Source organism: Agrococcus terreus (genome assembly GCF_014645235.1).
Classification (GTDB): Bacteria; Actinomycetota; Actinomycetes; order Actinomycetales; family Microbacteriaceae; genus Agrococcus; species Agrococcus terreus.
The window spans coordinates 1,113,659-1,133,360 of record NZ_BMLM01000001.1 but is presented as its reverse complement, the minus strand read 5'-3'; the positions used below and the strand labels follow the sequence as shown (position 1 = coordinate 1,133,360).

24 protein-coding genes and 2 tRNA genes are annotated in these 19,702 nt (G+C 74.8%); 12 read left to right on the top strand and 14 right to left on the bottom strand.

Annotated elements, in window-relative coordinates; genetic code table 11:
- Position 1 precedes the first annotated feature (1 nt).
- Positions 2 to 898, bottom strand: coding sequence for a 3-hydroxyacyl-CoA dehydrogenase family protein (locus IEW90_RS05530; RefSeq protein ID WP_188716862.1), 897 nt, complete (start codon positions 896 to 898; stop codon positions 2 to 4).
- The gene (locus IEW90_RS05525; RefSeq protein WP_188716860.1) at positions 895 to 1,761 is read right to left on the bottom strand and encodes an SDR family NAD(P)-dependent oxidoreductase; all 867 of its coding nucleotides are present in this window, start codon (positions 1,759 to 1,761) and stop codon (positions 895 to 897) included. The genes IEW90_RS05530 and IEW90_RS05525 overlap by 4 nt, the downstream gene beginning before the upstream one ends.
- A gap of 96 nt (positions 1,762 to 1,857) precedes the next feature.
- Here IEW90_RS05525 and IEW90_RS05520 point away from each other — a divergent pair.
- Positions 1,858 to 1,940: transfer RNA gene (locus tag IEW90_RS05520), tRNA-Leu, on the top strand.
- Positions 1,941 to 1,985: 45 nt separating this feature from the next.
- Positions 1,986 to 2,708, top strand: a complete 723-nt coding sequence (locus IEW90_RS05515) for a DedA family protein (RefSeq protein WP_188716858.1) — start codon at positions 1,986 to 1,988, stop codon at positions 2,706 to 2,708.
- A 15-nt stretch (positions 2,709 to 2,723) separates the two neighbouring features.
- Here IEW90_RS05515 and IEW90_RS05510 read toward each other — a convergent pair whose 3' ends face one another.
- Genes IEW90_RS05510 through murI form a run of 4 tightly spaced genes read right to left on the bottom strand, consistent with a single transcriptional unit; the run spans position 2,724 to position 5,569 of the window.
- Positions 2,724 to 3,380 carry a metal-dependent transcriptional regulator gene (locus tag IEW90_RS05510; protein ID WP_188716856.1) on the bottom strand — a complete coding sequence of 219 codons (657 nt, stop codon included), beginning with the start codon at positions 3,378 to 3,380 and terminating at the stop codon, positions 2,724 to 2,726.
- A complete protein-coding gene (gene rdgB, locus IEW90_RS05505) occupies positions 3,377 to 3,994 on the bottom strand; it encodes an RdgB/HAM1 family non-canonical purine NTP pyrophosphatase (protein ID WP_188716854.1) in 618 nt (205 codons plus the stop codon). The genes IEW90_RS05510 and rdgB overlap by 4 nt, the downstream gene beginning before the upstream one ends.
- Positions 3,991 to 4,725, bottom strand: coding sequence for a ribonuclease PH (rph, locus tag IEW90_RS05500; RefSeq protein WP_188716852.1), 735 nt, complete (start codon positions 4,723 to 4,725; stop codon positions 3,991 to 3,993). The genes rdgB and rph overlap by 4 nt, the downstream gene beginning before the upstream one ends.
- A 10-nt stretch (positions 4,726 to 4,735) precedes the next feature.
- Positions 4,736 to 5,569: a glutamate racemase gene (gene murI / locus IEW90_RS05495; RefSeq protein WP_308421859.1), complete on the bottom strand. Its 834-nt coding sequence runs from the start codon at positions 5,567 to 5,569 to the stop codon at positions 4,736 to 4,738.
- 120 nt (positions 5,570 to 5,689) lie between these two features.
- On the opposite strand from murI, the gene IEW90_RS05490 reads away from it, so the two are divergent.
- Genes IEW90_RS05490 through IEW90_RS05475 form a run of 4 tightly spaced genes read left to right on the top strand, consistent with a single transcriptional unit; the run spans position 5,690 to position 8,799 of the window.
- A complete protein-coding gene (locus tag IEW90_RS05490) occupies positions 5,690 to 6,502 on the top strand; it encodes an ABC transporter ATP-binding protein (protein WP_188716848.1) in 813 nt (270 codons plus the stop codon).
- Positions 6,503 to 6,512: 10 nt separating this feature from the next.
- Positions 6,513 to 7,154 carry an ABC transporter permease gene (locus IEW90_RS05485; RefSeq protein WP_188716845.1) on the top strand — a complete coding sequence of 214 codons (642 nt, stop codon included), beginning with the start codon at positions 6,513 to 6,515 and terminating at the stop codon, positions 7,152 to 7,154.
- Positions 7,151 to 7,861 (top strand): ABC transporter permease, encoded by a 711-nt coding sequence (locus tag IEW90_RS05480; RefSeq protein WP_188716843.1) that lies wholly within the window; start codon positions 7,151 to 7,153, stop codon positions 7,859 to 7,861. The genes IEW90_RS05485 and IEW90_RS05480 overlap by 4 nt, the downstream gene beginning before the upstream one ends.
- A complete protein-coding gene (locus tag IEW90_RS05475; protein WP_188716841.1) occupies positions 7,858 to 8,799 on the top strand; it encodes an ABC transporter substrate-binding protein in 942 nt (313 codons plus the stop codon). Before IEW90_RS05480 ends, IEW90_RS05475 begins: the two co-directional genes overlap by 4 nt.
- Here IEW90_RS05475 and IEW90_RS05470 read toward each other — a convergent pair.
- The 3 genes from IEW90_RS05470 to IEW90_RS05460 are packed head-to-tail and all read right to left on the bottom strand — an operon-like array spanning position 8,796 to position 10,550.
- Positions 8,796 to 9,368 carry a TetR/AcrR family transcriptional regulator gene (locus tag IEW90_RS05470; RefSeq protein ID WP_188716839.1) on the bottom strand — a complete coding sequence of 191 codons (573 nt, stop codon included), beginning with the start codon at positions 9,366 to 9,368 and terminating at the stop codon, positions 8,796 to 8,798. The genes IEW90_RS05475 and IEW90_RS05470 overlap by 4 nt on opposite strands.
- A complete protein-coding gene (locus IEW90_RS05465; protein WP_188716837.1) occupies positions 9,365 to 9,952 on the bottom strand; it encodes a sugar O-acetyltransferase in 588 nt (195 codons plus the stop codon). The genes IEW90_RS05470 and IEW90_RS05465 overlap by 4 nt, the downstream gene beginning before the upstream one ends.
- A gap of 55 nt (positions 9,953 to 10,007) precedes the next feature.
- Positions 10,008 to 10,550: a GNAT family N-acetyltransferase gene (locus IEW90_RS05460; RefSeq protein WP_188716835.1), complete on the bottom strand. Its 543-nt coding sequence runs from the start codon at positions 10,548 to 10,550 to the stop codon at positions 10,008 to 10,010.
- Positions 10,551 to 10,635: 85 nt separating this feature from the next.
- Here IEW90_RS05460 and IEW90_RS05455 point away from each other — a divergent pair, with 85 nt between their 5' ends.
- Positions 10,636 to 11,919 carry a nicotinate phosphoribosyltransferase gene (locus IEW90_RS05455; RefSeq protein ID WP_229679609.1) on the top strand — a complete coding sequence of 428 codons (1,284 nt, stop codon included), beginning with the start codon at positions 10,636 to 10,638 and terminating at the stop codon, positions 11,917 to 11,919.
- Between the two features lie 15 nt (positions 11,920 to 11,934).
- On the opposite strand, the gene IEW90_RS05450 is transcribed toward IEW90_RS05455, so the two are convergent.
- Positions 11,935 to 12,213, bottom strand: coding sequence for a DUF3039 domain-containing protein (locus IEW90_RS05450; protein ID WP_188716833.1), 279 nt, complete (start codon positions 12,211 to 12,213; stop codon positions 11,935 to 11,937).
- Positions 12,214 to 12,316: 103 nt separating this feature from the next.
- Between IEW90_RS05450 and IEW90_RS05445 the strand changes: the two genes are divergently transcribed.
- Positions 12,317 to 13,219, top strand: coding sequence for a hypothetical protein (locus tag IEW90_RS05445; RefSeq protein ID WP_188716831.1), 903 nt, complete (start codon positions 12,317 to 12,319; stop codon positions 13,217 to 13,219).
- A gap of 3 nt (positions 13,220 to 13,222) precedes the next feature.
- Here IEW90_RS05445 and IEW90_RS05440 read toward each other — a convergent pair whose 3' ends face one another.
- Positions 13,223 to 14,854 carry a S1C family serine protease gene (locus IEW90_RS05440; RefSeq protein ID WP_188716829.1) on the bottom strand — a complete coding sequence of 544 codons (1,632 nt, stop codon included), beginning with the start codon at positions 14,852 to 14,854 and terminating at the stop codon, positions 13,223 to 13,225.
- Between the two features lie 120 nt (positions 14,855 to 14,974).
- On the opposite strand from IEW90_RS05440, the gene IEW90_RS05435 reads away from it, so the two are divergent.
- Positions 14,975 to 16,180 carry an aminotransferase class I/II-fold pyridoxal phosphate-dependent enzyme gene (locus tag IEW90_RS05435; RefSeq protein ID WP_188716827.1) on the top strand — a complete coding sequence of 402 codons (1,206 nt, stop codon included), beginning with the start codon at positions 14,975 to 14,977 and terminating at the stop codon, positions 16,178 to 16,180.
- Positions 16,181 to 16,185: 5 nt separating this feature from the next.
- On the top strand, positions 16,186 to 17,082 hold the full coding sequence (locus IEW90_RS05430) for a phosphotransferase (RefSeq protein WP_188716825.1): 897 nt from the start codon (positions 16,186 to 16,188) through the stop codon (positions 17,080 to 17,082).
- Here IEW90_RS05430 and IEW90_RS05425 read toward each other — a convergent pair.
- Positions 17,067 to 17,906, bottom strand: a complete 840-nt coding sequence (locus IEW90_RS05425) for a nitrilase-related carbon-nitrogen hydrolase (RefSeq protein WP_229679496.1) — start codon at positions 17,904 to 17,906, stop codon at positions 17,067 to 17,069. The two genes, IEW90_RS05430 and IEW90_RS05425, sit on opposite strands and share 16 nt — an antisense overlap.
- Positions 17,907 to 17,979: 73 nt before the next feature.
- On the opposite strand from IEW90_RS05425, the gene IEW90_RS05420 reads away from it, so the two are divergent.
- Together IEW90_RS05420 and IEW90_RS05415 are read left to right on the top strand one after the other, a co-directional pair.
- Complete coding sequence (locus IEW90_RS05420; RefSeq protein ID WP_188716823.1) at positions 17,980 to 18,285, top strand: thiamine-binding protein; 306 nt, start codon at positions 17,980 to 17,982, stop codon at positions 18,283 to 18,285.
- Complete coding sequence (locus IEW90_RS05415; RefSeq protein WP_188716821.1) at positions 18,282 to 18,995, top strand: AIM24 family protein; 714 nt, start codon at positions 18,282 to 18,284, stop codon at positions 18,993 to 18,995. The genes IEW90_RS05420 and IEW90_RS05415 overlap by 4 nt, the downstream gene beginning before the upstream one ends.
- 6 nt (positions 18,996 to 19,001) lie before the next feature.
- On the opposite strand, the gene IEW90_RS05410 is transcribed toward IEW90_RS05415, so the two are convergent.
- Positions 19,002 to 19,457 (bottom strand): SRPBCC family protein, encoded by a 456-nt coding sequence (locus IEW90_RS05410; protein WP_188716818.1) that lies wholly within the window; start codon positions 19,455 to 19,457, stop codon positions 19,002 to 19,004.
- A gap of 156 nt (positions 19,458 to 19,613) precedes the next feature.
- Positions 19,614 to 19,687, bottom strand: a tRNA-Met gene (locus IEW90_RS05405).
- Positions 19,688 to 19,702: the final 15 nt, after the last annotated feature.

The following is a 19,702-nucleotide window of genomic DNA, read 5'->3' as shown; positions in this document are numbered from 1 at the left end:
GTCAGCCGGCCGCGCCGTCGGCGTCGAGCCGCTCGCGCGCCGCGAGCAGCGCCGCGAGCCGGCGCGCGAACCGGGCGGGCGCATCGGCGTCGTGCTCGGCGAAGCCGCGGCCGCTCTTCGCCCCGAGGTCGCCGCGCTCGGCGCGCTCCCGCAGCAGCGGCGGGGCGGCGGATGCGTCGTCGAGGCTCGGGAAGATGCCGTCGGCCACCGAGGTCCACACGTCGAGCCCGCCGAGGTCCATCACCTCGAACGGCCCAGCGAGCGCCCAGCGCGGGCCGAGGCCCGCGGTGACGGCCGCGTCGACCTGCTCCGGCGTCGCGATGCCGTGCGCCACGAGGTGCATCGCCTCGCGGTACAGCGCCGCCTGCAGCCGGTTGGCGATGAAGCCCTCCACCTGCTCGGCGAGCGGCACGGCGGTCTTGCCGCACGCCTCGAGCAGCGCCCGCATCCGCTCGACCGCCTCGGGCGGCGTCGCGGGCCCCGGCACCACCTCCACGAGCGGCACCGTGTCGGACGGGTTGAAGAAGTGCGCGATCACGAGCCGCGACGGATCGGCGAGCCCTGCCGCGAGCGCGTCGGCGGCGATCGAGGAGGTGTTGGAGGCGATGAGCGCGTCGGCGCTCGCGGCCTCGACCTCGGCGAGCAGCGCGAGCTTGACGTCGAGGCGCTCCGGCGCGACCTCGAGCACGATCGTCGCGCCCTCGACCGCCTCGGCGACCGAGCCGTGCGCGCTCGCGCGCTCCCCCGCGCTCGCGGCGGCCGCCGCCGCGACGTCGGCGCGCGGGTCGTAGACGCGCACCGCGCAGCCGCCGCGCGTGAACGTGCGCACGATGCCCGCGCCCATGACACCGGCACCGAGCACCGCGACCACCTCGTGCTGCGGGGCGGCGGCCGTCATGCGTGGCGTCCGACGTCGCGGGGGCGGTCGTCGTCGCCGCGGTCGTCGCCCCGAGCCGGGTCGTCGTGCCGGCCGGCCGCGCGACCCGGCACGTGCATCCCGTCGTCGTCGCGCCGATCGAGGCGCGCCATGCTCCAGCCGCCGAGCAGGTGGTCGGGCACGAGCGGGATGATCGGCCGCACGAGCCGGTACCGCCAGTCGCTCACCACGACGGGCCGGCCCTTCCGGAGGCCTCGGAGGCCCTCGCGCGCGACCGTCTCCACGCTCGCGAACGCGATCTCCGGCACGAACGCGTTGTCGATGCCCAGCCGGTCGTGGAACTCCGTGTCGAGGAATCCGGGCAGCAGGGCCGTCGCCCGGATGCCGTCGGGCCGGTAGCGGGCGGCGATCGACCGCGAGAGCGCGATCGCGTGCGCCTTCGCCGCCGAGTACGTGCCGGTCGGCAGCAGGCCCGCGACGCTCGCGACCGTGAGGATGCCGCCGCGGCCGCGCTCGAGCATCCCCGGCAGCGCCGCGTGCGCGAGCCGCAGCGGCGCCCACGCGAGGAGGTCGAGCAGGCGGCGCTCGTCGGCGGCCTCCGACTCCGAGAGCTCGGCGAGGATGCCGCCTCCGGCGTTCGAGACGAGCACGTCGATCGGGCGCTCCCGGTCGGCGAGCCTCGCCGCCACCCGGTCGAGCTGCTCGGGGTCGGTGAGGTCGGCCGGGAGCACCTCGCAGTCGACCGGCAGCGAGGCCGCGAGCGCCTCGAGCCTGGCCCGGTCGCGGGCGACGAGCACGAGCTGCAGGCCGTCGGCCGCGAGCTGGCGCGCGAGCTCCGCGCCGAGCCCCGCCGAGGCCCCGGTGACGAGGGCGCGCATGTCCATCCGGCCACCCTCGCACACCCGGCTCAGGACGTCCCCCGGAAGCCCTGAGCCGCGCACCGGGTCGTGCGCCAGGGGCGCTACGCTGAGCACACCTGCGCGGGAGTGGTGGAACTGGCAGACACGCAGGATTTAGGTTCCTGTGCCCCCGTGGCGTGGGGGTTCGAGTCCCCTCTCCCGCACTGCAGGTCGACACCCGTCGACCCGTCCGCGAAGGAGCGCGCCCCGTGCATCCCCTGCCCGCCGAGTTCCTCATCGACATCGAGGGCCTCATCTCCGGCGCCGGCGCGCTCGCCCTGCTCCTGGTCTGCGCCATCGTCTTCGTCGAGACGGGCCTGCTCGTCGGCTTCCTGCTGCCCGGCGACACGCTGCTCGTGATCGCGGGCGTGCTCTCGTACACCGGCGTCATCCCCCAGCCCATCTGGCTCGTCTGCATGTGCATCTGGCTCTGCGCGGTCGCGGGCGACCAGCTCGGCTACTTCATCGGCCACAAGGCGGGCCCGCCGATCTTCCAGCGGAAGTCGCACGGGCTGTTCTCGCATCGCACGATCGAGCGCACGAACCGCTTCTTCGTGCGCTACGGCGCCGCGGCCGTCATCATCGCCCGCTTCATCGGCATCGTCCGCACGTTCATGCCCGTCGCGGCGGGCGTCGGCCGGATGCCGTGGCGCACGTTCTTCAAGCTCGACGTCATCGGCGGCGCGCTCTGGGGCGCGGGGCTGCCGCTGCTCGGGTGGGGCGTGGCGCACATCCCGGGCGTCGCCGACTTCGTCACCTCGTACATCGACCTCGTGCTGCTCGGCGTCGTCGCGATCGCGATCATCGCCATCGTCTGGCACGCGATCCAGTCGCGCCGCGAGGTCGAGCAGGAGCTGCGCGACGGCACGGCGACGGGCCAGGTGCAGACGCTCGACCTGTCGGGCACGACCGACCAGGACCTGCTGCGCTGACGCGCGCGGCGCGTCCTAGGAAGCGAGCCAGACGGCGCGCGCGACATCCGGGCCGAGCGCCACGTCGGCGCCCGCCACCCGCACCTCGATCGAGCCCGAGTAGGGCTTGAGCCCCACGACCTCCACCGCCGCGTCGAGCGCGATGCCCGCATCGGCGAGGAAGCGCAGCATCGCCGGATCCGCGTCCGAGATGCGCACGACCGCGCCCACGTGGCCGACGGCCGCCTCCGCGAGCAGCACGGCGTCGGGCCGCACGACGGTGCCGTCGGCGGCCGGGATGGGGTCGCCGTGCGGATCGCGCACCGGGTCGCCGAGCGCGGCCGCGAGCGAGTCGAGCAGCCGGTCGCTCATGGCGTGCTCGAGCACCTCGGCCTCGTCGTGCACCTCGTCCCAGTCGTAGCCGTGCTGCTCGACGAGCCACGTCTCGACCACCCGGTGGCGGCGCACCTGCCGCAGCGCGAGCGCGAGGCCCTCGTCGGTGAGCTCGACCGCGCCGTAGGGCCGGTGCCGCACGAGGCCCGCGGCCGCGAGCTTCTTCACCATCTCGGTCACCGTGGAGTTCGCGAGCCCGAGCGCCGCCGCGAGCTGCGAGGGCGAGATGGGCTCGGGCTGCCATTCGGTGTGGCCGTAGATCGCCTTGACGTAGTCCTCGGCGGCGGTCGAGGGGATCATCGCCCGGCGACGCGCTCCGCGAGCGCCGTGAAGGCGAGCCGTCGGTGGCTGCGCGCGTCCTTCTCCTCGGGGCTGAGCTCCGCGGCGGCGCGGCCGTCGGCGTCGTCGGGCAGGAACACCGGGTCGTAGCCGAACCCGCCCTCGCCGCGCGGCGCATCCGCGACCGTGCCCGTCCACTCGCGCAGCTCGACGACCTCGCCGTCGGCGTCGACCCAGGCGGCCGCGCACACGAAGCTCGCGGCGCGGTCGTCGCGCCCCTCGAGCTCGGCGAGCAGCTTCGCGACGTTGTCGGCGTCGACGCGCGTCCCGGCGTAGCGGGCCGAGTGGATGCCGGGCTCGCCGCCGAGCGCCGCGACGGCGATGCCGGAGTCGTCGGCGAGCGCCGGCAGGCCCGTGCGCTCGTGGGCGGCACGCGCCTTGATGAGCGCGTTCGCCTCGAACGTGTCGCCGTCCTCGACCGCCTCGGGGCCGTCGTCCGCGAGCAGCTCGACGCCGGGCAGCAGCGGCGCGAGGATGCGCTGGAGCTCCTCGACCTTGTGCGGGTTGTGCGTGGCGACCACGACCTGCAGGCCGCCGCCGCGCGCGTCGATCCCGGTCGCGCCCACGTTCGTCATGCGCCGGCCCCCTCGAGCGCGTCGCGCTGGATCGCCGTGAGGCGCTCCGTGCCCGCGAGCGCGAGGTCGAGCAGCGCGTCGAGCTCGCGCCGGTCGAAGGGCGCGCCCTCGGCGGTGCCCTGCACCTCGACGAACAGGCCGCGACCGGTGGCGACGACGTTCATGTCGGTGCCGGCGCGCACGTCCTCGACGTAGGCGAGGTCGAGCATCGGCTCGCCGTCGATGACGCCGACCGAGACGGCGGCGACCGAGTCGATGAGCGGCGTCGCGCTCTTCGGGATGCGGCCGTTGGCCTGCGCCCAGGCGATCGCCTCCGCGAGCGCCACGTAGGCGCCCGTGATGGCGGCCGTGCGGGTGCCGCCGTCGGCCTGGAGCACGTCGCAGTCGATCGCGATCGAGACCTCGCCGAGCGCCCTGAGGTCGACGACGGCGCGGAGGCTGCGGCCGATGAGGCGCGAGATCTCGTGCGTGCGGCCGCCGACGCGGCCCTTGACGCTCTCGCGGTCCATGCGCTCGTTCGTCGAGCGGGGCAGCATCGCGTACTCCGCCGTCACCCAGCCCTTGCCCTTGCCGGACATCCAGCGGGGCACGGTGGGCAGCACGGATGCGGTGCACAGCACCTTCGTGCGACCGAACGAGACGAGGGCGCTGCCCTCGGCCTGCTCGCTCCAGCCGCGCTCGATCGTGACCTGCCGCAGCTCGTCGGGGGTCCTGCCGTCCTTGCGCGCCATGCGCCCTCCTTCAGATCCGGTCCGGGAGCACGATGACCCCCGTCTGCGTGAACTCGACGTGCGTGACCTCGGGCCCGAGGAACCGCCGCGCGAGCCGCAGGAACGGCTCCTGCGCCTCGGTGGTCGCCTCGAACTCGTACGTCGGCACGCTGCCCTCGGCCGCGAGCATCCCGCGGTCCGAGAGGATGCGGTACACGTCGGCCGCGGTCTCCTCGGCGCTCGAGACGAGCCGCACGTCGGGGCCGGCGACGTAGCCGATCGCGCCCGCGAGCAGCGGGTAGTGGGTGCAGCCCAGCACGATGGTGTCGGGCCGCTCGGCGAGCACGGGCGCGAGGTACTCGCGCGCGGCGCCGAGCACGTCGTCGCCCGTCGTGACGCCCGCCTCGACGAACTCGACGAAGCGCGGGCAGGCCGCGGCGGTCACGTGCGGCACGCCCGCCGCGGCGAACGCCCGCTGGTACGCGCCGGAGCCGATCGTGCCGGCGGTGCCGATGACGCCGATCCGACCGCTGCGGCTCTGCGCGACGGCGGCGCGGACGGCGGGATCGATGACCTCGACGACCGGGATGCCCATGCCGGCCTCGTAGCGCTCGCGCGCGACGTCGATGGTCGCGGCGGATGCTGTGTTGCACGCGATGACGAGCATCTTCACGCCCTGGCCGACGAGCGTGTCGAGCACGTCGAGCGCGAGGCCGCGCACCTCGTCCTGCGCGCGCGGGCCGTACGGGCCGTTCGCCGTGTCGCCGATGTACGTGATCGACTCGTTCGGCAGCTGGTCGATGAGCGCCCGCGCCACGGTGAGCCCGCCGACGCCGCTGTCGAAGACTCCGATGGGGCGCTGCACGTCCTCGAGCCTAGCCGCGCGCAGGCTCCTCCCGGCTCGTTCAGAGGAAGTGTGGGTGGCGCCCGGTACATTCGGCATTCCCACCGGCGAGGTCGCGACGCGACGGCGAGGAGTCCAGGCATGATCCGGTTCGACGCCGTCCGCAAGGAGTACCCCGACGGCACCGTCGCGGTCGAGGACGTCACGCTCGAGGTGCCCTCGCACGGCGTCGTCGTGCTCGTCGGATCCTCCGGCTGCGGCAAGACGACGCTGCTGCGGATGGTGAACCGCATGGTCGAGCCCACGAGCGGCACCGTCTCGATCGATGGCGTCGACGTGCGCTCCATCGACAAGGTGGAGCTGCGCCGCTCGATCGGCTACGTGCTGCAGGCCGGCGGCCTGCTCCCCCACCGCACCGTCGCCGACAACGTCGCGACCGTGCCGGTGCTGCAGGGCACGAGCCGGCGCGAGGCCCGCAGCGCCGCGCTCGGCCTGCTCGAGCGCGTCGGGCTCGACCCGAAGCTCGGCGACCGCTACCCCGCGCAGCTCTCCGGCGGCCAGCAGCAGCGCGTCGGCGTCGCCCGTGCCCTCGCGGCCGACCCGAACATCCTGCTCATGGACGAGCCCTTCGGCGCGGTCGACCCGATCGTGCGCGACCAGCTGCAGCAGGAGATGCGCACGCTGCAGTCGGAGCTCGGCAAGACCATCCTGTTCGTCACGCACGACATCGACGAGGCGTTCGCGCTCGGCGACGAGGTGCTCGTGCTGCGCAAGGGCGCCGAGGTGGCGCAGCGCGGCACGCCGGCCGAGATCCTCGCGAACCCCGCCGACGAGTTCGTGTCGCGGTTCGTCGGCGCGGGCACCTCCCGCCGCACGCTCTCGGTGCGGGAGGTCGACGGCCGCCGCATCGTCGTCGACGGCGACGACCGCCCCACGGGCGTCCTGGCCGGCTGAGGGAGCGACCGTGCAGTGGCTCAGCCAGAACCTCCACATCGTGTGGGGGCTGCTGCTCGACCACCTGTGGCTGTCGGCGGTGCCCATCGTGCTCGCCTTCGCCATCTCGGTGCCCCTCGGGTGGCTCGCGGCGCGGCACCGGCGCATCCGCACGCCCCTGCTGACGGCGACGGGCCTGCTCTACGCGATCCCGTCGCTGGCGCTGTTCATCATGATCCCCGCGATCTTCGGCCTCGCGGCGCGCTCGCCCTGGGTCGCGATCATCGGCCTGACGCTCTACGGCATCGCGCTGCTCGCGCGCGGCGCCGCCGACGCGTTCGGCTCCGTGGGGCGCGACACCATGCTCGCCGCCGACGCGCTCGGCCACTCCGCGTGGGCGCGGTTCTGGCGGGTGGAGCTGCCGCTCGCCGGGCCCGTCATGCTCGCGTCGCTGCGCGTCATGGCGGTGTCGACCGTGAGCCTCGTCACGGTCGGCGCCGTGATCGGCATCTCGAGCCTCGGCACGCTCTTCACCGACGGCTTCCAGCGCGGCATCGACGCCTCGATCGTCACCGGCCTCGTGCTCACGGTCGTCGTCGCGTTCGCGCTCGACGCGGTCATCGTGCTCGTCGGCAGGGTCGCCATGCCGTGGCGGAAGGCGGTGCCCGCATGAACCTCTTCGCCGAGGCGATCGCCTACCTCCTCGACCCCGCCAACTGGCAGGGCCCGAGCTCGCTCGGCCTGCGCATCCTCGAGCACCTGACGTTCTCGGGCGCCGTGCTCGCGCTCGCGGCCGCGATCGGCATCCCCGCGGGCGTGCTCATCGGCCACACGGGCCGCGGCCGCGGCCTCGTCGTCGCGCTCACGAGCGGCGCCCGCGCCATCCCGACCCTCGGCCTGCTCACGATCTTCGGCCTCGCGCTCGGCATCGGGCTCGAGGCGCCCTACCTCGCGCTCCTCGTGCTGGCGCTGCCGCCCGTGCTCGCGGGCGCCTACGCCGGCGTCGAGTCGGTCGACCGCGCGACGGTCGGCGGCGCCCGCGCCATCGGCATGAGCGAGCGGCAGATCGTGCTGCAGGTCGAGCTGCCGCTCGCCGCGCCCGTCCTCATCGGCGGCGTCCGCTCCGCAGCGCTGCAGGTGATCTCGACGGCCACCCTCGCCGCCTACGTGTCGAACACCGGCCTCGGCCGGCCCATCTTCCAGGGCGTCAAGGCGGGCGACTACGAGGTGATGCTCGCGGGCGCCCTGCTCGTCGCCCTGCTCTCGCTCGCCGTCGAGCTCGTCTTCCAGGCACTCCAATCCGCCGCGGCCCGCCGCGCCGAACCGACCGCAGTCCCCGCGCGCGCCACCGCGCGCGCACCAGAGAGGAACACCGCATGAACCGCACCTTCCGCAGGGCCGGCACCGCCCTCGCCATGATCGGAGCCGCTGGCCTCGTGCTCGCCGGCTGCGCCTCCGCCGACCCGCTCGAGGAGGGCGGCGACTCGGCGGCCCCCAGCTCGGGCGGCGGCGACGGCACGACGCTCGTCGTCGGCTCGCAGGACTACTACTCCAACGAGATCATCGCCGAGCTCTACGCGCAGGCCCTCGAGGCCGGCGGCTACACGATCGAGCGCGACCTGCGCATCGGCCAGCGCGAGATCTACCTGCCCGAGATCGAGTCGGGCGCGATCGACCTCTTCCCCGAGTACACCGGACCGCTCCTCCAGGTGTGGGCCGATGAGCCCGCCGAGCGCCTGAGCGACGAGGTGTACGACGCGCTCGTCGAGGCCGCCCCCGAGGGCATCACGATCCTCGACCAGGCGCCCGCCACCGACCAGGACTCGTACGTCGTCACGCGCGAGTTCTCGGAGGAGTACGGCGTCACCTCGATCGCCGACCTCGCCGACGTCGACGTGCCTCTCACGATGGGCGCCAACTCCGAGGCCGAGAGCCGTCCCAACGGCCCGCAGGGCCTCGCGGACACCTACGGCGTCGAGGTCGGCTTCACGCCGATCGAGGACGGCGGCGGCCCGCTCACCATCCGCGCGCTGCAGGACGGCGACGTCCAGCTCGCCATCGTCTACACGGGCGACCCGTCGATCGCGAAGAACGACCTCGTCGTGCTCGAGGACCCGGAGGGCCTCTTCCTGGCGTCGAACGTCGTGCCCGTCGCGAGCGACAAGGTCGACGAGGAGGCGCAGGCGATCGTGAACGAGGTCTCCGCCGCCCTCACCTCCGAGGAGCTGCTCGCGCTCAACGGACGCTCGGTCGACGAGCAGGCGCCCGCGGCCGACATCGCGGCCGACTGGCTCGAGGAGCAGGGCCTGCTCGGCTAGTCCGGCAGCCCGGCCACGCGGCGGAGCAGCACCTCGGGATCGGGGACTGCTCCGCCGCTGCCGTCCGCGCCGTCGTCGCCCCAGCGGGCGTCGAGCGCGCGGTGCAGGGTGAGGCCCTCCATCATCGCGTCGACGCCGCGCGCGGCCTCGGCTTCCAGGTGCCGCTCGAGGGCGGCGCGGCTGCGCGCCATCCACGCGGTCGTGATCGCGCGGAACCGCTCGTCGCGGGCGGCGAGCGTGTAGAGCTCCTGCGTGAGCACGAGCTCGCGCCGGGTGCCGAGCACGGCGCCGCGCGCGAGCGACGCCGCGGCGGCGATCGCCGCATCCGCGCCCTCGGCCTCCGCCATCGCGGCCTCGAAGCGCGAGGCGGCCGCCGCCGCGAAGCGCCCGAAGGCCTCCGCGAGCAGCGCCTCGAAGCCGTCGAAGTGGTAGGTCATCGAGCCGAGCGGCACGTCGGCCGCCGCCGCGACGCGGCGGTGCGACGCGCCCGCCACCCCGTGCTCGACGAGCACGTCGAGGCACGCGTCGACGATCCGGTCCCGCCGCTCCGGATCGGTGCGGCGCGTCATGCGATCTCGCGGATGACCCGCGCCGGGTTGCCGACCGCCACGACGTTGGCGGGGATGTCGCGCGTGACGACGGCGCCCGCGCCGATGACCGAGTTCTCGCCGATCGTGACGCCGGGGCAGACGATGACGCCGCCGCCCAGCCACACGTTGTCGCCGATCGTGATGGGCTCGGCCGCCTCGAGCCTCGCGCGGCGCGCCTCGGGGTCGATGGGATGCGTGGGGGTGAGCAGCTGCACGTTCGGCCCGATCTGGCAGTCCTCGCCGATGGTGATCGGCGCGACGTCGAGGGCCGTGAGGTGGTAGTTCACGAAGGTGCCGCGGCCGATGCGGATGTGCTCGCCGTAGTCGACGAAGAGCGGCGGGGTGACGACGGTGCCCTCCCCGAGCTCGCCGACGAGCGCCTCGAGGAGCGGCCGCGCGGCCGCCGCGTCGGCCACGAAGGCGCGGCCGTACGCGTCGGCGAGCCGCACGGCCCGGTCGTGCCGAGCGCCGCTCTCGGGGTCGTCGGCGATGTAGAGGTCGCCGGCGAGCATGCGCTCGCGGTTGGTGCGGTCGTCGCCGGGGAACCAGTCTCGCCCTGTCATGCGTACGATCGTACACGCACTGCGTACGACCGTACGCAGTGCGCTCCCTCGCCGTTCAGCCGCGCAGCATCCGATGCATCGGGATGTGCCCCCAGCTCGGCCCCGTCGACACCCGCTCGTCGAGGTGGCGGAAGCCGCGCCGCTCGTAGAAGCGGCTCGCGCGCGCGTTGCCGTCGATGAGCCACAGGTAGTGGGGCCGCTCGTCGACGACCGCGTCGAACAGCACGTGCCCGAGGCCCGTGCCGTGCGCGTCGGCGTGCACGTAGAGCCGGCCGAGCTCGCGCTCGGCGGGCGCGGGGACGAACCCGAGCTCGACCTCCCACGGCGCGGGCCCCGCGGTCGCGGCCGCGACGCCGAGGATCCGGTCGCCGTGCCACGCGATGCGGCGCACGGCGTCGCCCGGCTCGGCGAAGGCACCCGCGAGCAGCCGGATCGAGCCCTTCGACAGGTCGCGGTCGCCGAAGCCGTCGGGGAGCAGCGCGCCGTAGGTGCGCCGCTGCTCCTCGACCAGGAACGCGGCCCACCGCTCGGCGTCCTCCGGCCGCGGCTCGCGCAGCTCGATCTCGGACAGCAGGGCGGAGGGCTCGATCGTGCGCACCGATCCACGCTATCGGCCGAGAGCGCTGACGGGCCCCGCGGATGGGGCCCGTCGTAGGCTTCTGCACGTGACCGACACCGCGCTCATGACCGACCGCTACGAGCTCACCATGATCGACGCAGCGATGCGCTCGGGCACGGCGTTCCGCCCCTCCGTCTTCGAGGTCTTCGCCCGACGCCTCCCCGGCGCCCGCCGGTACGGCGTCGTCGCCGGCACCGGTCGGTTCCTGCAGCGCCTCGCCGAGTTCCGCTTCGGCGACGCCGAGCTCGCGAGCATCCGTCCGTGGGCGTCCGCCGACCTCGTCGACTGGCTCGCGGAGTACCGCTTCTCGGGCGACATCCGCGGCTACGCCGAGGGCGAGCTCTACTTCCCCGGCTCCCCCGTGCTCGTCGTCGAGGGCTCGTTCGCCGAGGCCGTGGTGCTCGAGACGCTCGCGCTCTCGGTGCTCAACTACGACTCCGCGGTCGCGAACGCCGCGACCCGCATGACGCGCGCCGCGAAGGGCCGCCCGGTGGCCGAGATGGGCTCGCGCCGGGCCAACGAGGAGGCCGCGATCGCCGCCGCGCGCGCCGCCTACATCGCCGGCTTCTCGGCCACGTCGAACCTCGCCGCGGGCAGCCGCTGGGGCATCCCGACCATGGGCACCGCCGCCCACTCGTTCACGCTCCTGCACGACTCGGAGGCCGAGGCCTTCCAGGCGCAGATCGATGCGCTCGGCGTCGGCACGACGCTGCTCGTCGACACCTACGACATCGAGCAGGGCATCCGCACGGCCGTCGAGGTCGCGGGCACCGGGCTCGGCGGCATCCGGCTCGACTCCGGCGACCTCGTCGAGGTGGCCGCCGACGCGCGCCGCCTGCTCGACTCGCTCGGCGCGACCGGCACGCGCATCACCGTGACGAGCGACCTCGACGAGCACGCGATCGCGGGCCTCCAGGCGAGCCCGGTCGACGCGTACGGCGTGGGCACGAGCCTCGTCACGGGCTCCGGCGCGCCGGCCGCGGGCATGGTCTACAAGCTCGTCGCCCGCCGGGGCGACGACGGCGCCTGGGTGGGCGTGGCGAAGCACTCCGAGGACAAGGCGTCGAAGCCGGGCGAGAAGGTCGCGGTGCGCACGCTGCAGGGCGGCGTCGCCGTCGAGGAGACGGTGCTCGTCACCGATGACGAAGCCGTGCTCGCGGAGGCCGCGCGCGCCGGCCGCGCGCTGCAGGTTCCGCTCGTGGCCGGCGGCGAGGTCGACGAGCGCTGGCTGGGCGCCGAGGGCGTCGCGACGGCGCGCGAGCGCCACGACGCCTCCGTGGCCGAGCTGCCGGGCGACGCGCACCGCCTGGCGCGCGGCGAGCCCGTGCTGCCGACGCGCTTCCGCTGAGGCGCCGCGCCGCGGCTACTCGTCGCGGAGCTTCTCGTAGATCTCCTTGCACGTGGGGCAGACGGGGAACTTCTCGGGGTCGCGCCCCGGCGTCCACTTCTTGCCGCACAGGGCGCGCACCGGCTTGCCCGAGAGCGCCGACTGCAGGATCTTCTCCTTCTTCACGTAGTGCGAGAAGCGGTCGTGGTCGCCCTCGTCCGTGAGCTCGCCGTTGAGGAGCTTCTCGAGCTCGCGGTCGAGCACGTCGGTGCTGCCGCCGCCGCCGATCGTGCCGGGTCCGGTCGTGTCCGTCATGCCTCCATGATCCCACGCGGCGGCCGGGTCGTTCAGCCCGCTCCCCGGCTGGATCGGCGATGATCGGGAGCCGCGGCGCGAGCCGCGCCCGGAGGAGGGACCCATGGCCGACATCCAGCGCGACGACGACCTCGGCTGGCTCATGCGCACGCTCGACCGCGTCATCGACGCCCAGCGACCGCTCGTCGTGAACCACCTGCGCGAGCTGCGCCGCAAGCACCCCGAGCTCACCCCCGAGCAAGTGGTGCAGCGCCTCGAGCGCCAGTACGTCGCGGCCGTCTCGGCCGGCGGCGCCGCCGTCGGCGCCACCGCCGTCGTGCCCGGCATCGGCACCGCCGCCGCCCTCGGCCTCACCGCCGTCGAGACGATCGGATTCCTCGAGGCGAGCGCGTTCTTCGCGCAGGCCGTCACCGAGGTGCACGGCATCCACGTCGACGACCCCGAGCGCGCGAAGGCGCTCGTCATGGGCCTCATGCTCGGCTCCGGCGGCAAGGCGCTCGTGCGCCGCGTCGCCCAGCAGACGATCGGCCGCGGCCAGGCCGGCCAGGCCTTCTGGGGCGAGCTCATCACGAGCCGGCTCCCCACCGGCTCGATGGGGCAGGTGGTCGACTTCCTGCGGCGCGCCTTCCTGCGCCGGATGGCGCGCAACACCGGCACGTCGATGCTCGGGCGCGCGCTGCCGTTCGGCATCGGCGCGGCCATCGGCGGCGTCGGCAACAACATCCTCGGCCGACAGGTCGTCAAGGCCGCTCGCGAGGCGTTCGGCCCCGCGCCGCTGTCGTTCGGCCCCGAGCTCGCCCCGCGCATCAAGGAGGTGCGGCCGAGCCTCGGCCAGCGCATCACGGAGGCGCGGGCGATCGAGCGCGAGGGGCTCGCGGGCGGGTTCCGACGGTTCCGGGAGCGCGGCGACGAGCACGTCGACCAGGGCGCCGCGGCCGACGACCGGCACGACGACGGCGCGCCGCCCCGCGAGGGGGACGACGCGCCGTCGGGCCGCGCGGGCTGAGCCCTACTCGAGCGTGCCGAGCGTCGCCTCGGCCTCGGCCTCCTGGCCGTCGCGCACGTAGGTGATCGTCACGGCCGTGCCGCCCGCGTGGGCCCGCACCTGGGCCGTGGCGTCGACCGCGTTCGTGACGGGCGCGCCGTCGACGGCCGTGATGACGTCGCCCGCCCGCAGGCCGGCGGCCTCGGCCGCGCCGCCCGCGCTGAGCTCCTGGATCTGCGCGCCGACGGTGCCGACGGAGGCGTCGGTGACGTCGCTCACCGACGCGCCGAGCAGCCCGTGGCTCGCGGCGCCCGTGTCGATGATCTCCTGCACGACGCGCTGCACGAGGCTCGCCTCGATCGCGAAGCCGATGCCGATCGAGCCGGAGCTGCCGGAGCCCTGCGACGATCCCATGCTCGCGATCGCCACGTTGACCCCGATGAGCTGGCCCGAGGCGTTGAGCAGCGCGCCGCCGGAGTTGCCGGGGTTGATCGACGCGTCGGTCTGCACGACGGGGATCGAGATGTCCTCCTGCGCGGCCTGGGTGCCGTCCGGCTGCCAGAAGCCGAAGGGCGACTGCTGCGACTGCTGCTGGTCGCCGCTCGGCGCCTCGCTCGACGCCACCTGGAGGCCGCGGTCGACCGCCGAGACGATGCCGTCGGTCACCGAGTTCGACAGGCCGAGGGGCGCGCCGATCGCGATCGCGGTGTCGCCGACGCGCACGTCGTCGCTCGAGGCGAAGGTGACCACGGGCAGCTCGGCGTCGACCTTGAGCACGGCGAGGTCGACCGTCGGGTCCGTGCCGACGACCTCCGCCTGGAGCAGCCGGCCGTCGCTGGTCTGCACGGTGACGTTCGCGTTCGCGGTCGCACCGTCGAGGGTGACGACGTGGTTGTTCGTGACGATGTAGCCGCCCGCGGCGATGACGACGCCCGAGCCCTCCCCCGATCCCTGCTGCGACGCGGCCTGCACCGTGACGACGGAGCCGCCCGCGGTCGCGGCGACGTCGGCGATGGTCTGCGGGTCGGCGACCGTCTCGCCCTGCACCGTCTGGCCGCTCGCGGTCGACGGCTGCTGCGGGTTCTGCGCGGCGAAGAGCGCGCCGCCGCCGAAGCCCGCGGCGCCGCCGAGCAGCACGGCCGCGGCGAGCGCGCCGGCGGCGAGGCCCGCGCGGCGGCGGCGCGGCGGCTCGCCGGAGCCGCCCGCGGGCTGCCAGGGCGCGCCCGGGCCGCCGTGCCCGGCCGCGCCGAGGGGCACGGTGCTCGCGGTCGCGAAGGCGCGGCTCGACTCGCCGAACGCGCCGGTGCGCGGATCGTGGTGCTGGCCGTAGGGGCCGGGCGCCGGGGTCGAGGACCCGGGGCCGGCGTGCGGCGTCGACGGCGCCTGCCACGCCGCGTGGCCGCCCGCCGCCGAGCCGCCGGGTGCGGGCGTCGAGGCGCCCGGCCGGGGCGCGGACGCCGCGGGCTGGGGCGCGGAGGCGCCGGGCTGGGGCGCGCTCGCGTCGGCGTGCGGCGCGCTCGGGCCGGCGTCGCGGGGCGCGAGATGCGCGTCGCCCTCGGGGCGGCGCGGCGGCTGCCACTGCCAGGCTCCGGCGGGCTGCGCGGGAGGCTGCTGCGGCGCCGCGGGGTTCGGCACGCGGTCGTACGGGTTCGTCATGCGTAGAACGGTGCCACTCGTCGCCATGCGATTCCTTTGCGGGTCCGATGCGGTGCTGGTCGATGCGCCGCACGGATCCCGATGGCGGCGCCGGCACCGGCGAGCGAGTAGCGTCGAGGCATGGAGCAGGCACCCTGGCAGCGCACGGCGGCGGGCGCGGGGCTGCTCGGCGCGGACGGTCGGCTCGCGCCGACGATCTTCGCCGAGATGACCGCCCTCGCCGCCGCGACCGGAGCCCTCAACCTGGGGCAGGGCTTCCCCGACGAGGACGGCCCGCGCGCCGTGCTCGACGCGGCGAAGCACGCGATCGACCATGGCTGCAACCAGTACGGGCCGGGCCGCGGCAGCCAGGAGCTCATCGACGCGGTCGTCGAGCACCAGCGCCGCTTCTACGGCATCGGCCTCGGCCGCGGCGACGTCCTCGTGACCGCCGGCGCCACCGAGGCGCTCGCCGCGACGATGCTCGCCTACCTCTCCCCCGGCGACGAGGTCATCGTCTTCGAGCCGTACTACGACGCCTACGCCGCGGTCGCCGCGCTCGCCGGCGCCGTGCTCGTGCCCGTGCCGCTCGCCGCGCCCGACTTCCAGCCCGATCCCGACCGGCTGCTGCGGGCGACGAGCCCGCGCACGCGCATGATCGTCGTGAACTCGCCGCACAACCCGACGGGCACGGTGTTCACCGAGGAGTCGATGCGCCACATCGTGCGCGTCGCCGAGCGCCGCGACGCGATCATCGTCACCGACGAGGTCTACGAGCACCTCGTGTACGACGAGCGGCACGTGCCCATCGCCACCATCGACGCCGCGCGCGACCGCCTCGTCTCCATCTCGTCGGCCGGCAAGACGTTCTCGGTCACCGGCTGGAAGATCGGCTGGATCATGGCGAGCCCGGAGCGGATCGCCCAGATCGGCGCGGTGAAGCAGTACCTGACCTTCGTGAACGGCGCGCCGTTCCAGCCGGCGGTCGCCGCGGGGCTCCGGCTGCCCGACGAGCACTTCGACACGATCGTCCAGTCGTTCACGCGCAAGCGCGACATCCTCGCCCGGGGCCTGCGGAAGGCGGGCTTCCAGGTGCACGACGCGCGCGCCGGCTACTTCCTGCTCGCCGACGCGGCGCCGCTCGGCGTCGAGGACGCGACCGACCTCGCGCGCCGGCTGCCCGAGCTGGTCGGCGTCGTGGGCGTGCCGCTCTCGGCGCTCGCCCGGCCGTCCCGGCGCGACCTGCGCTCCACGCTGCGCTTCGCGTTCTGCAAGTCGGACGACATGCTCGGCGACGCCGCCGGGCGCCTCGCGGGCCTCCGCTCCGCCCTCGCGCCCGTCGTCTGAGGCGGATGCGCGCCCCGACGATCGACGCGGCGCTCGTCCGGGCGCTCGTCGCCGAGCAGCTGCCCGCCTGGGCGCACCTGCCGGTGTGGCCGGTCGACGTCGACGGCTGGGACAACCGCTCGTTCCGGCTCGGCGATGCGATGGGCGTGCGCCTGCCGAGCGCCGAGGGCTATGTGCCGCAGGTCGAGAAGGAGGTGCGCTGGCTCCCGCACCTCGCCTCGGCGCTGCCGTGGCCGGTGCCCGAGGTGCTCGCGGTCGGGCGGCCCGGGCGCGGCTACCCGTGGCCGTGGACCGTGCGCCGCTGGATCGAAGGCGAGGCCGCCGACGGCACGCGGCCGCCGAGCCTGGAGCTCGTCGCCGACATCGCGCGCCTGCTGCGCGACCTGCGCGCCGTCGACCCGGTCGGGCCCGAGCCCGGCCCGCACAGCGCCGGCCGCGGCGCCCCGCTCGCGCAGTGGGACGACGAGGTCGAGCGAGCGATCCGCGCGAGCGCCGACCGGCTGGACGCGGGGGCCGCGCGCGCGGCGTGGGCGGATGCGCGCGCCGCCGCACCCGCCGACCGCGCACGCTGGCTGCACGGCGACGTCGCGCCCGGCAACCTGCTCGTGCGCGAGGGCCGGCTCGCCGCGCCGATCGACTTCGGGCAGACCGCCGTGGGCGATCCGGCGTGCGACCTGGCGCTCGCGTGGCAGTGGTGCGACGCCGGAGGCCGCGCGGCGCTCCGGGACGCGCTGGACGCGGACGACGACGAGTGGCGGCGGGGCGCCGGCTGGGCGCTCTGGAAGGCCGTCATCACGCTCGACGAGCCCGATCGCGAGGACGCCGCGATCCGCACGCTCCACCAGCTGGGGATCGATGCGCGGCCGGAGAGGGCGCCCGGGGGCGGTCAGGCGATCCGGTAGCGCCGGTTCGCGAGCGAGGGGTTGCGCTCGCGCGTCGCCGCCGTGACGGCGAGGTCGATCGGCGCCACCGCCACGTCCTCGGCATCGCCGAGCGCGGCGAGCGCGACGCCCATCGGGTCGACGATCGCCGAGCAGCCCACGCCGAGCGGCGGCGCCTGGTCTGCCGCGACGACGTGCACGGTCGACTCGATCGCGCGCGCGGTCACGAGCGTCGTCCAGTGCCGCTCCTTCTGCGGGCCGCGCACCCACTCCGCGGGCACCACGACGACGTCGGCGCCCGCGTCGACGAGCCGCCGGGTCGCCTCCGGGAAGCGCAGGTCGTAGCAGGTCTCGATGCCGATGCGCAGGCCCAGCGCCTCGACCACGGGTAGCTGCGCGGGGTCCCCCGCCTCGAGCCAGTCGGACTCGCGCGTGCCGAACGCGTCGTACAGGTGCACCTTGCGGTACGCCGCCCGGATGCCCGTGCCGTCGACCGCGACCACGACGTTCGCGACGCCGCCCCGCTCGGTGCGCTCCAGCATCCCGGCGACGACCAGCGCGCCGTGCGCCTCGGCCCGCTCGCGGAGCATCGCGGTGAACGGCCCCTCGAGCGGCTCGGCGGCCGCCGGCGCCGTGGCGGCGAGGTCGGCCGAGCAGTGCTGCGAGTACTCCGGCAGCACGACGAGCCGCGCCCCGCGGGCGGCGGCGCGGTCGATCCAGGCGGCGGCCGCGGCGCGGTTGGCCTCGGCGTCCTCGCCGGGCGCCCACTGCACCGCGGCGGCGAGCACGAGCGCGGCCGGGACGGGGGCGCTCGCGACGGTCTCGGATGCGGTCTGCTCGGTCACGGATCCAGCCTACGCAGGGGCCGTGGCGCCCACAGGATCGGGGTGCGATGATCGCACCGACGAAGGGAGCAGGATGCTCGTCGCATTCTCCGTGGCCCCGGCCACCGCAGGTCCGGACGGCTCGGTGCACGATGCCGTGGCCGCCGCCGTGCGCGTCGTCCGCGAGAGCGGGCTGCCGCACCGGACCGACGCCATGTTCACGACGATCGAGGGCGAGTGGGACGCGGTGTTCGACGTCGTCCGCCGCGCGACCGACGCCGTGCTCGCCGTGAGCCCGCGCGCCTCCCTCGTCCTCAAGGCCGACATCCGACCGGGATGGCAGGGCGAGCTCGACGGCAAGGTCGAGCGGCTGGAAGAGGCTCTGGAGGGCCGGGCATGAGGAGCGAGCTGTTCGCCGAGGCGAACCAGGAGATCCAGTCGGCGGAGCGGTGGACGAAGCAGTCGTCCAAGATGCTGCGCGTGAACGTCTCGAGCGGCGGCGACGTCATCGCCGCGAAGGGCGCGATGGTCGCCTTCCAGGGGCAGATCGAGTTCCAGCACGAGGGCGCCGGCTCGGCCGCGCGCTTCCTGAAGCAGATGGTGACGGGCGAGGGCGCGCCGCTCATGCGCATGCGCGGGCAGGGCGAGGTGTTCCTGGCGCGCGACGCGCAGAACATCTTCACGGTGCTCCTCGAGGACGAGGGCCTCACCGTGAACGGCTCGAGCCTGCTCGCCTTCGACCAGGCGCTGCAGTGGGACATCAAGATGCTCCGCTCCGGGGGCGGCATGATGGCCGGCGGCCTCTTCAACCTCGAGATCGGCGGCCGCGGCACCGTCGCGCTCTCCTGCGACGGGCAGCCGCTGCTGCTCGACTGCTCGCGGCAGCCCACCTACGTCGACCCGAACGCGGCGGTCTGCTGGTCGGCGAACCTGCAGCCGCAGATCCAGAACAGCATGAACCTCCGCTCGATGCTGCGCGGCGGCACCGGCGAGGCGTTCCAGCTCGCCTTCCACGGCCCCGGCTTCGTCGTCGTGCAGCCGAGCGAGGGCCGGCCGGAGGCCTCCGGCCAGAACAGCGGGGGCGGCGGGATCGGCGGCCTGTTCGAGTAGCCGGGCTCAGCCCTCCGCGGCGGCCCGCAGCTTCGCGAGGCCCTGCTCGAACTGCTTGCCGAGCTCGCGCTCCATCGGGAAGAGGCGCCAGAACAGGGCGTGCAGCCCCCGGTTCTCGCCGCGCATCGTCCAGGTGACGCGCGTGCCGTCGGGGTGGTCGGCGAACCCGTGCTCGAGCTCGTGGCGGGCCTTGATCGGCTTCTCGAAGCGCAGGTCGATGCGGATGCGCTCGGGGGTCGACTCGAGGATCTCCATCGAGCCCCTGCCGGCCTGCCGATTGCCCTCCCAGCCGTAGCGGGCGCCGACGCCGCGGTCGGCGCCGCTGTAGCTGCGGCGGAGCGCCGGGTCGACGTCCTCCCACGGCGACCACCGCGACCAGTCGTGGAAGTCGTCGACGAGCGCGTGGACGCGCTCGCGCGGCGCGGCGATGTCGGCGGTGCGGACGATCTCGAAGCGGGCCATGCTCGGAGCGTAGCCCCGCTGATCCATGCCAGCACCGCCGGGCGGCGCAGGGTCTGCTCAGGCGGCGCGCGCCGCGAGCGTCGAGAGACGCGCGCGGACAGCAGAAGAGGGACCCTCTCGGATCCCTCTTCTGTGCCGCAGCTGCTGCGTCTCTCGTTGCGGGGACAGGATTTGAACCTGCGACCTCCGGGTTATGAGCCCGGCGAGCTACCGAACTGCTCCACCCCGCGGCACGAGGAATACGT

Bases quoted from the DNA above. Each gene is read 5' to 3' on its own strand.
- IEW90_RS05445 (WP_188716831.1), top strand. From the start codon at position 12,317: ATGGCCGACATCCAGCGCGACGACGACCTCGGCTGGCTCATGCGCACG.
- IEW90_RS05490 (WP_188716848.1), top strand. From the start codon at position 5,690: ATGATCCGGTTCGACGCCGTCCGCAAGGAGTACCCCGACGGCACCGTC.
- IEW90_RS05440 (WP_188716829.1), bottom strand. From the start codon at position 14,854: ATGACGAACCCGTACGACCGCGTGCCGAACCCCGCGGCGCCGCAGCAG.
- IEW90_RS05525 (WP_188716860.1), bottom strand. From the start codon at position 1,761: ATGGACATGCGCGCCCTCGTCACCGGGGCCTCGGCGGGGCTCGGCGCG.
- IEW90_RS05480 (WP_188716843.1), top strand. From the start codon at position 7,151: ATGAACCTCTTCGCCGAGGCGATCGCCTACCTCCTCGACCCCGCCAAC.
- IEW90_RS05450 (WP_188716833.1), bottom strand. From the start codon at position 12,213: ATGACGGACACGACCGGACCCGGCACGATCGGCGGCGGCGGCAGCACC.
- rph (WP_188716852.1), bottom strand. From the start codon at position 4,725: ATGGCGCGCAAGGACGGCAGGACCCCCGACGAGCTGCGGCAGGTCACG.
- IEW90_RS05435 (WP_188716827.1), top strand. From the start codon at position 14,975: ATGGAGCAGGCACCCTGGCAGCGCACGGCGGCGGGCGCGGGGCTGCTC.
- IEW90_RS05415 (WP_188716821.1), top strand. From the start codon at position 18,282: ATGAGGAGCGAGCTGTTCGCCGAGGCGAACCAGGAGATCCAGTCGGCG.
- IEW90_RS05430 (WP_188716825.1), top strand. From the start codon at position 16,186: ATGCGCGCCCCGACGATCGACGCGGCGCTCGTCCGGGCGCTCGTCGCC.
- IEW90_RS05530 (WP_188716862.1), bottom strand. From the start codon at position 898: ATGACGGCCGCCGCCCCGCAGCACGAGGTGGTCGCGGTGCTCGGTGCC.
- IEW90_RS05470 (WP_188716839.1), bottom strand. From the start codon at position 9,368: ATGACGCGCCGCACCGATCCGGAGCGGCGGGACCGGATCGTCGACGCG.
- IEW90_RS05475 (WP_188716841.1), top strand. From the start codon at position 7,858: ATGAACCGCACCTTCCGCAGGGCCGGCACCGCCCTCGCCATGATCGGA.
- IEW90_RS05510 (WP_188716856.1), bottom strand. From the start codon at position 3,380: ATGATCCCCTCGACCGCCGCCGAGGACTACGTCAAGGCGATCTACGGC.
- IEW90_RS05420 (WP_188716823.1), top strand. From the start codon at position 17,980: ATGCTCGTCGCATTCTCCGTGGCCCCGGCCACCGCAGGTCCGGACGGC.
- IEW90_RS05410 (WP_188716818.1), bottom strand. From the start codon at position 19,457: ATGGCCCGCTTCGAGATCGTCCGCACCGCCGACATCGCCGCGCCGCGC.
- rdgB (WP_188716854.1), bottom strand. From the start codon at position 3,994: ATGACGAACGTGGGCGCGACCGGGATCGACGCGCGCGGCGGCGGCCTG.
- IEW90_RS05465 (WP_188716837.1), bottom strand. From the start codon at position 9,952: ATGACAGGGCGAGACTGGTTCCCCGGCGACGACCGCACCAACCGCGAG.
- IEW90_RS05455 (WP_229679609.1), top strand. From the start codon at position 10,636: ATGACCGACCGCTACGAGCTCACCATGATCGACGCAGCGATGCGCTCG.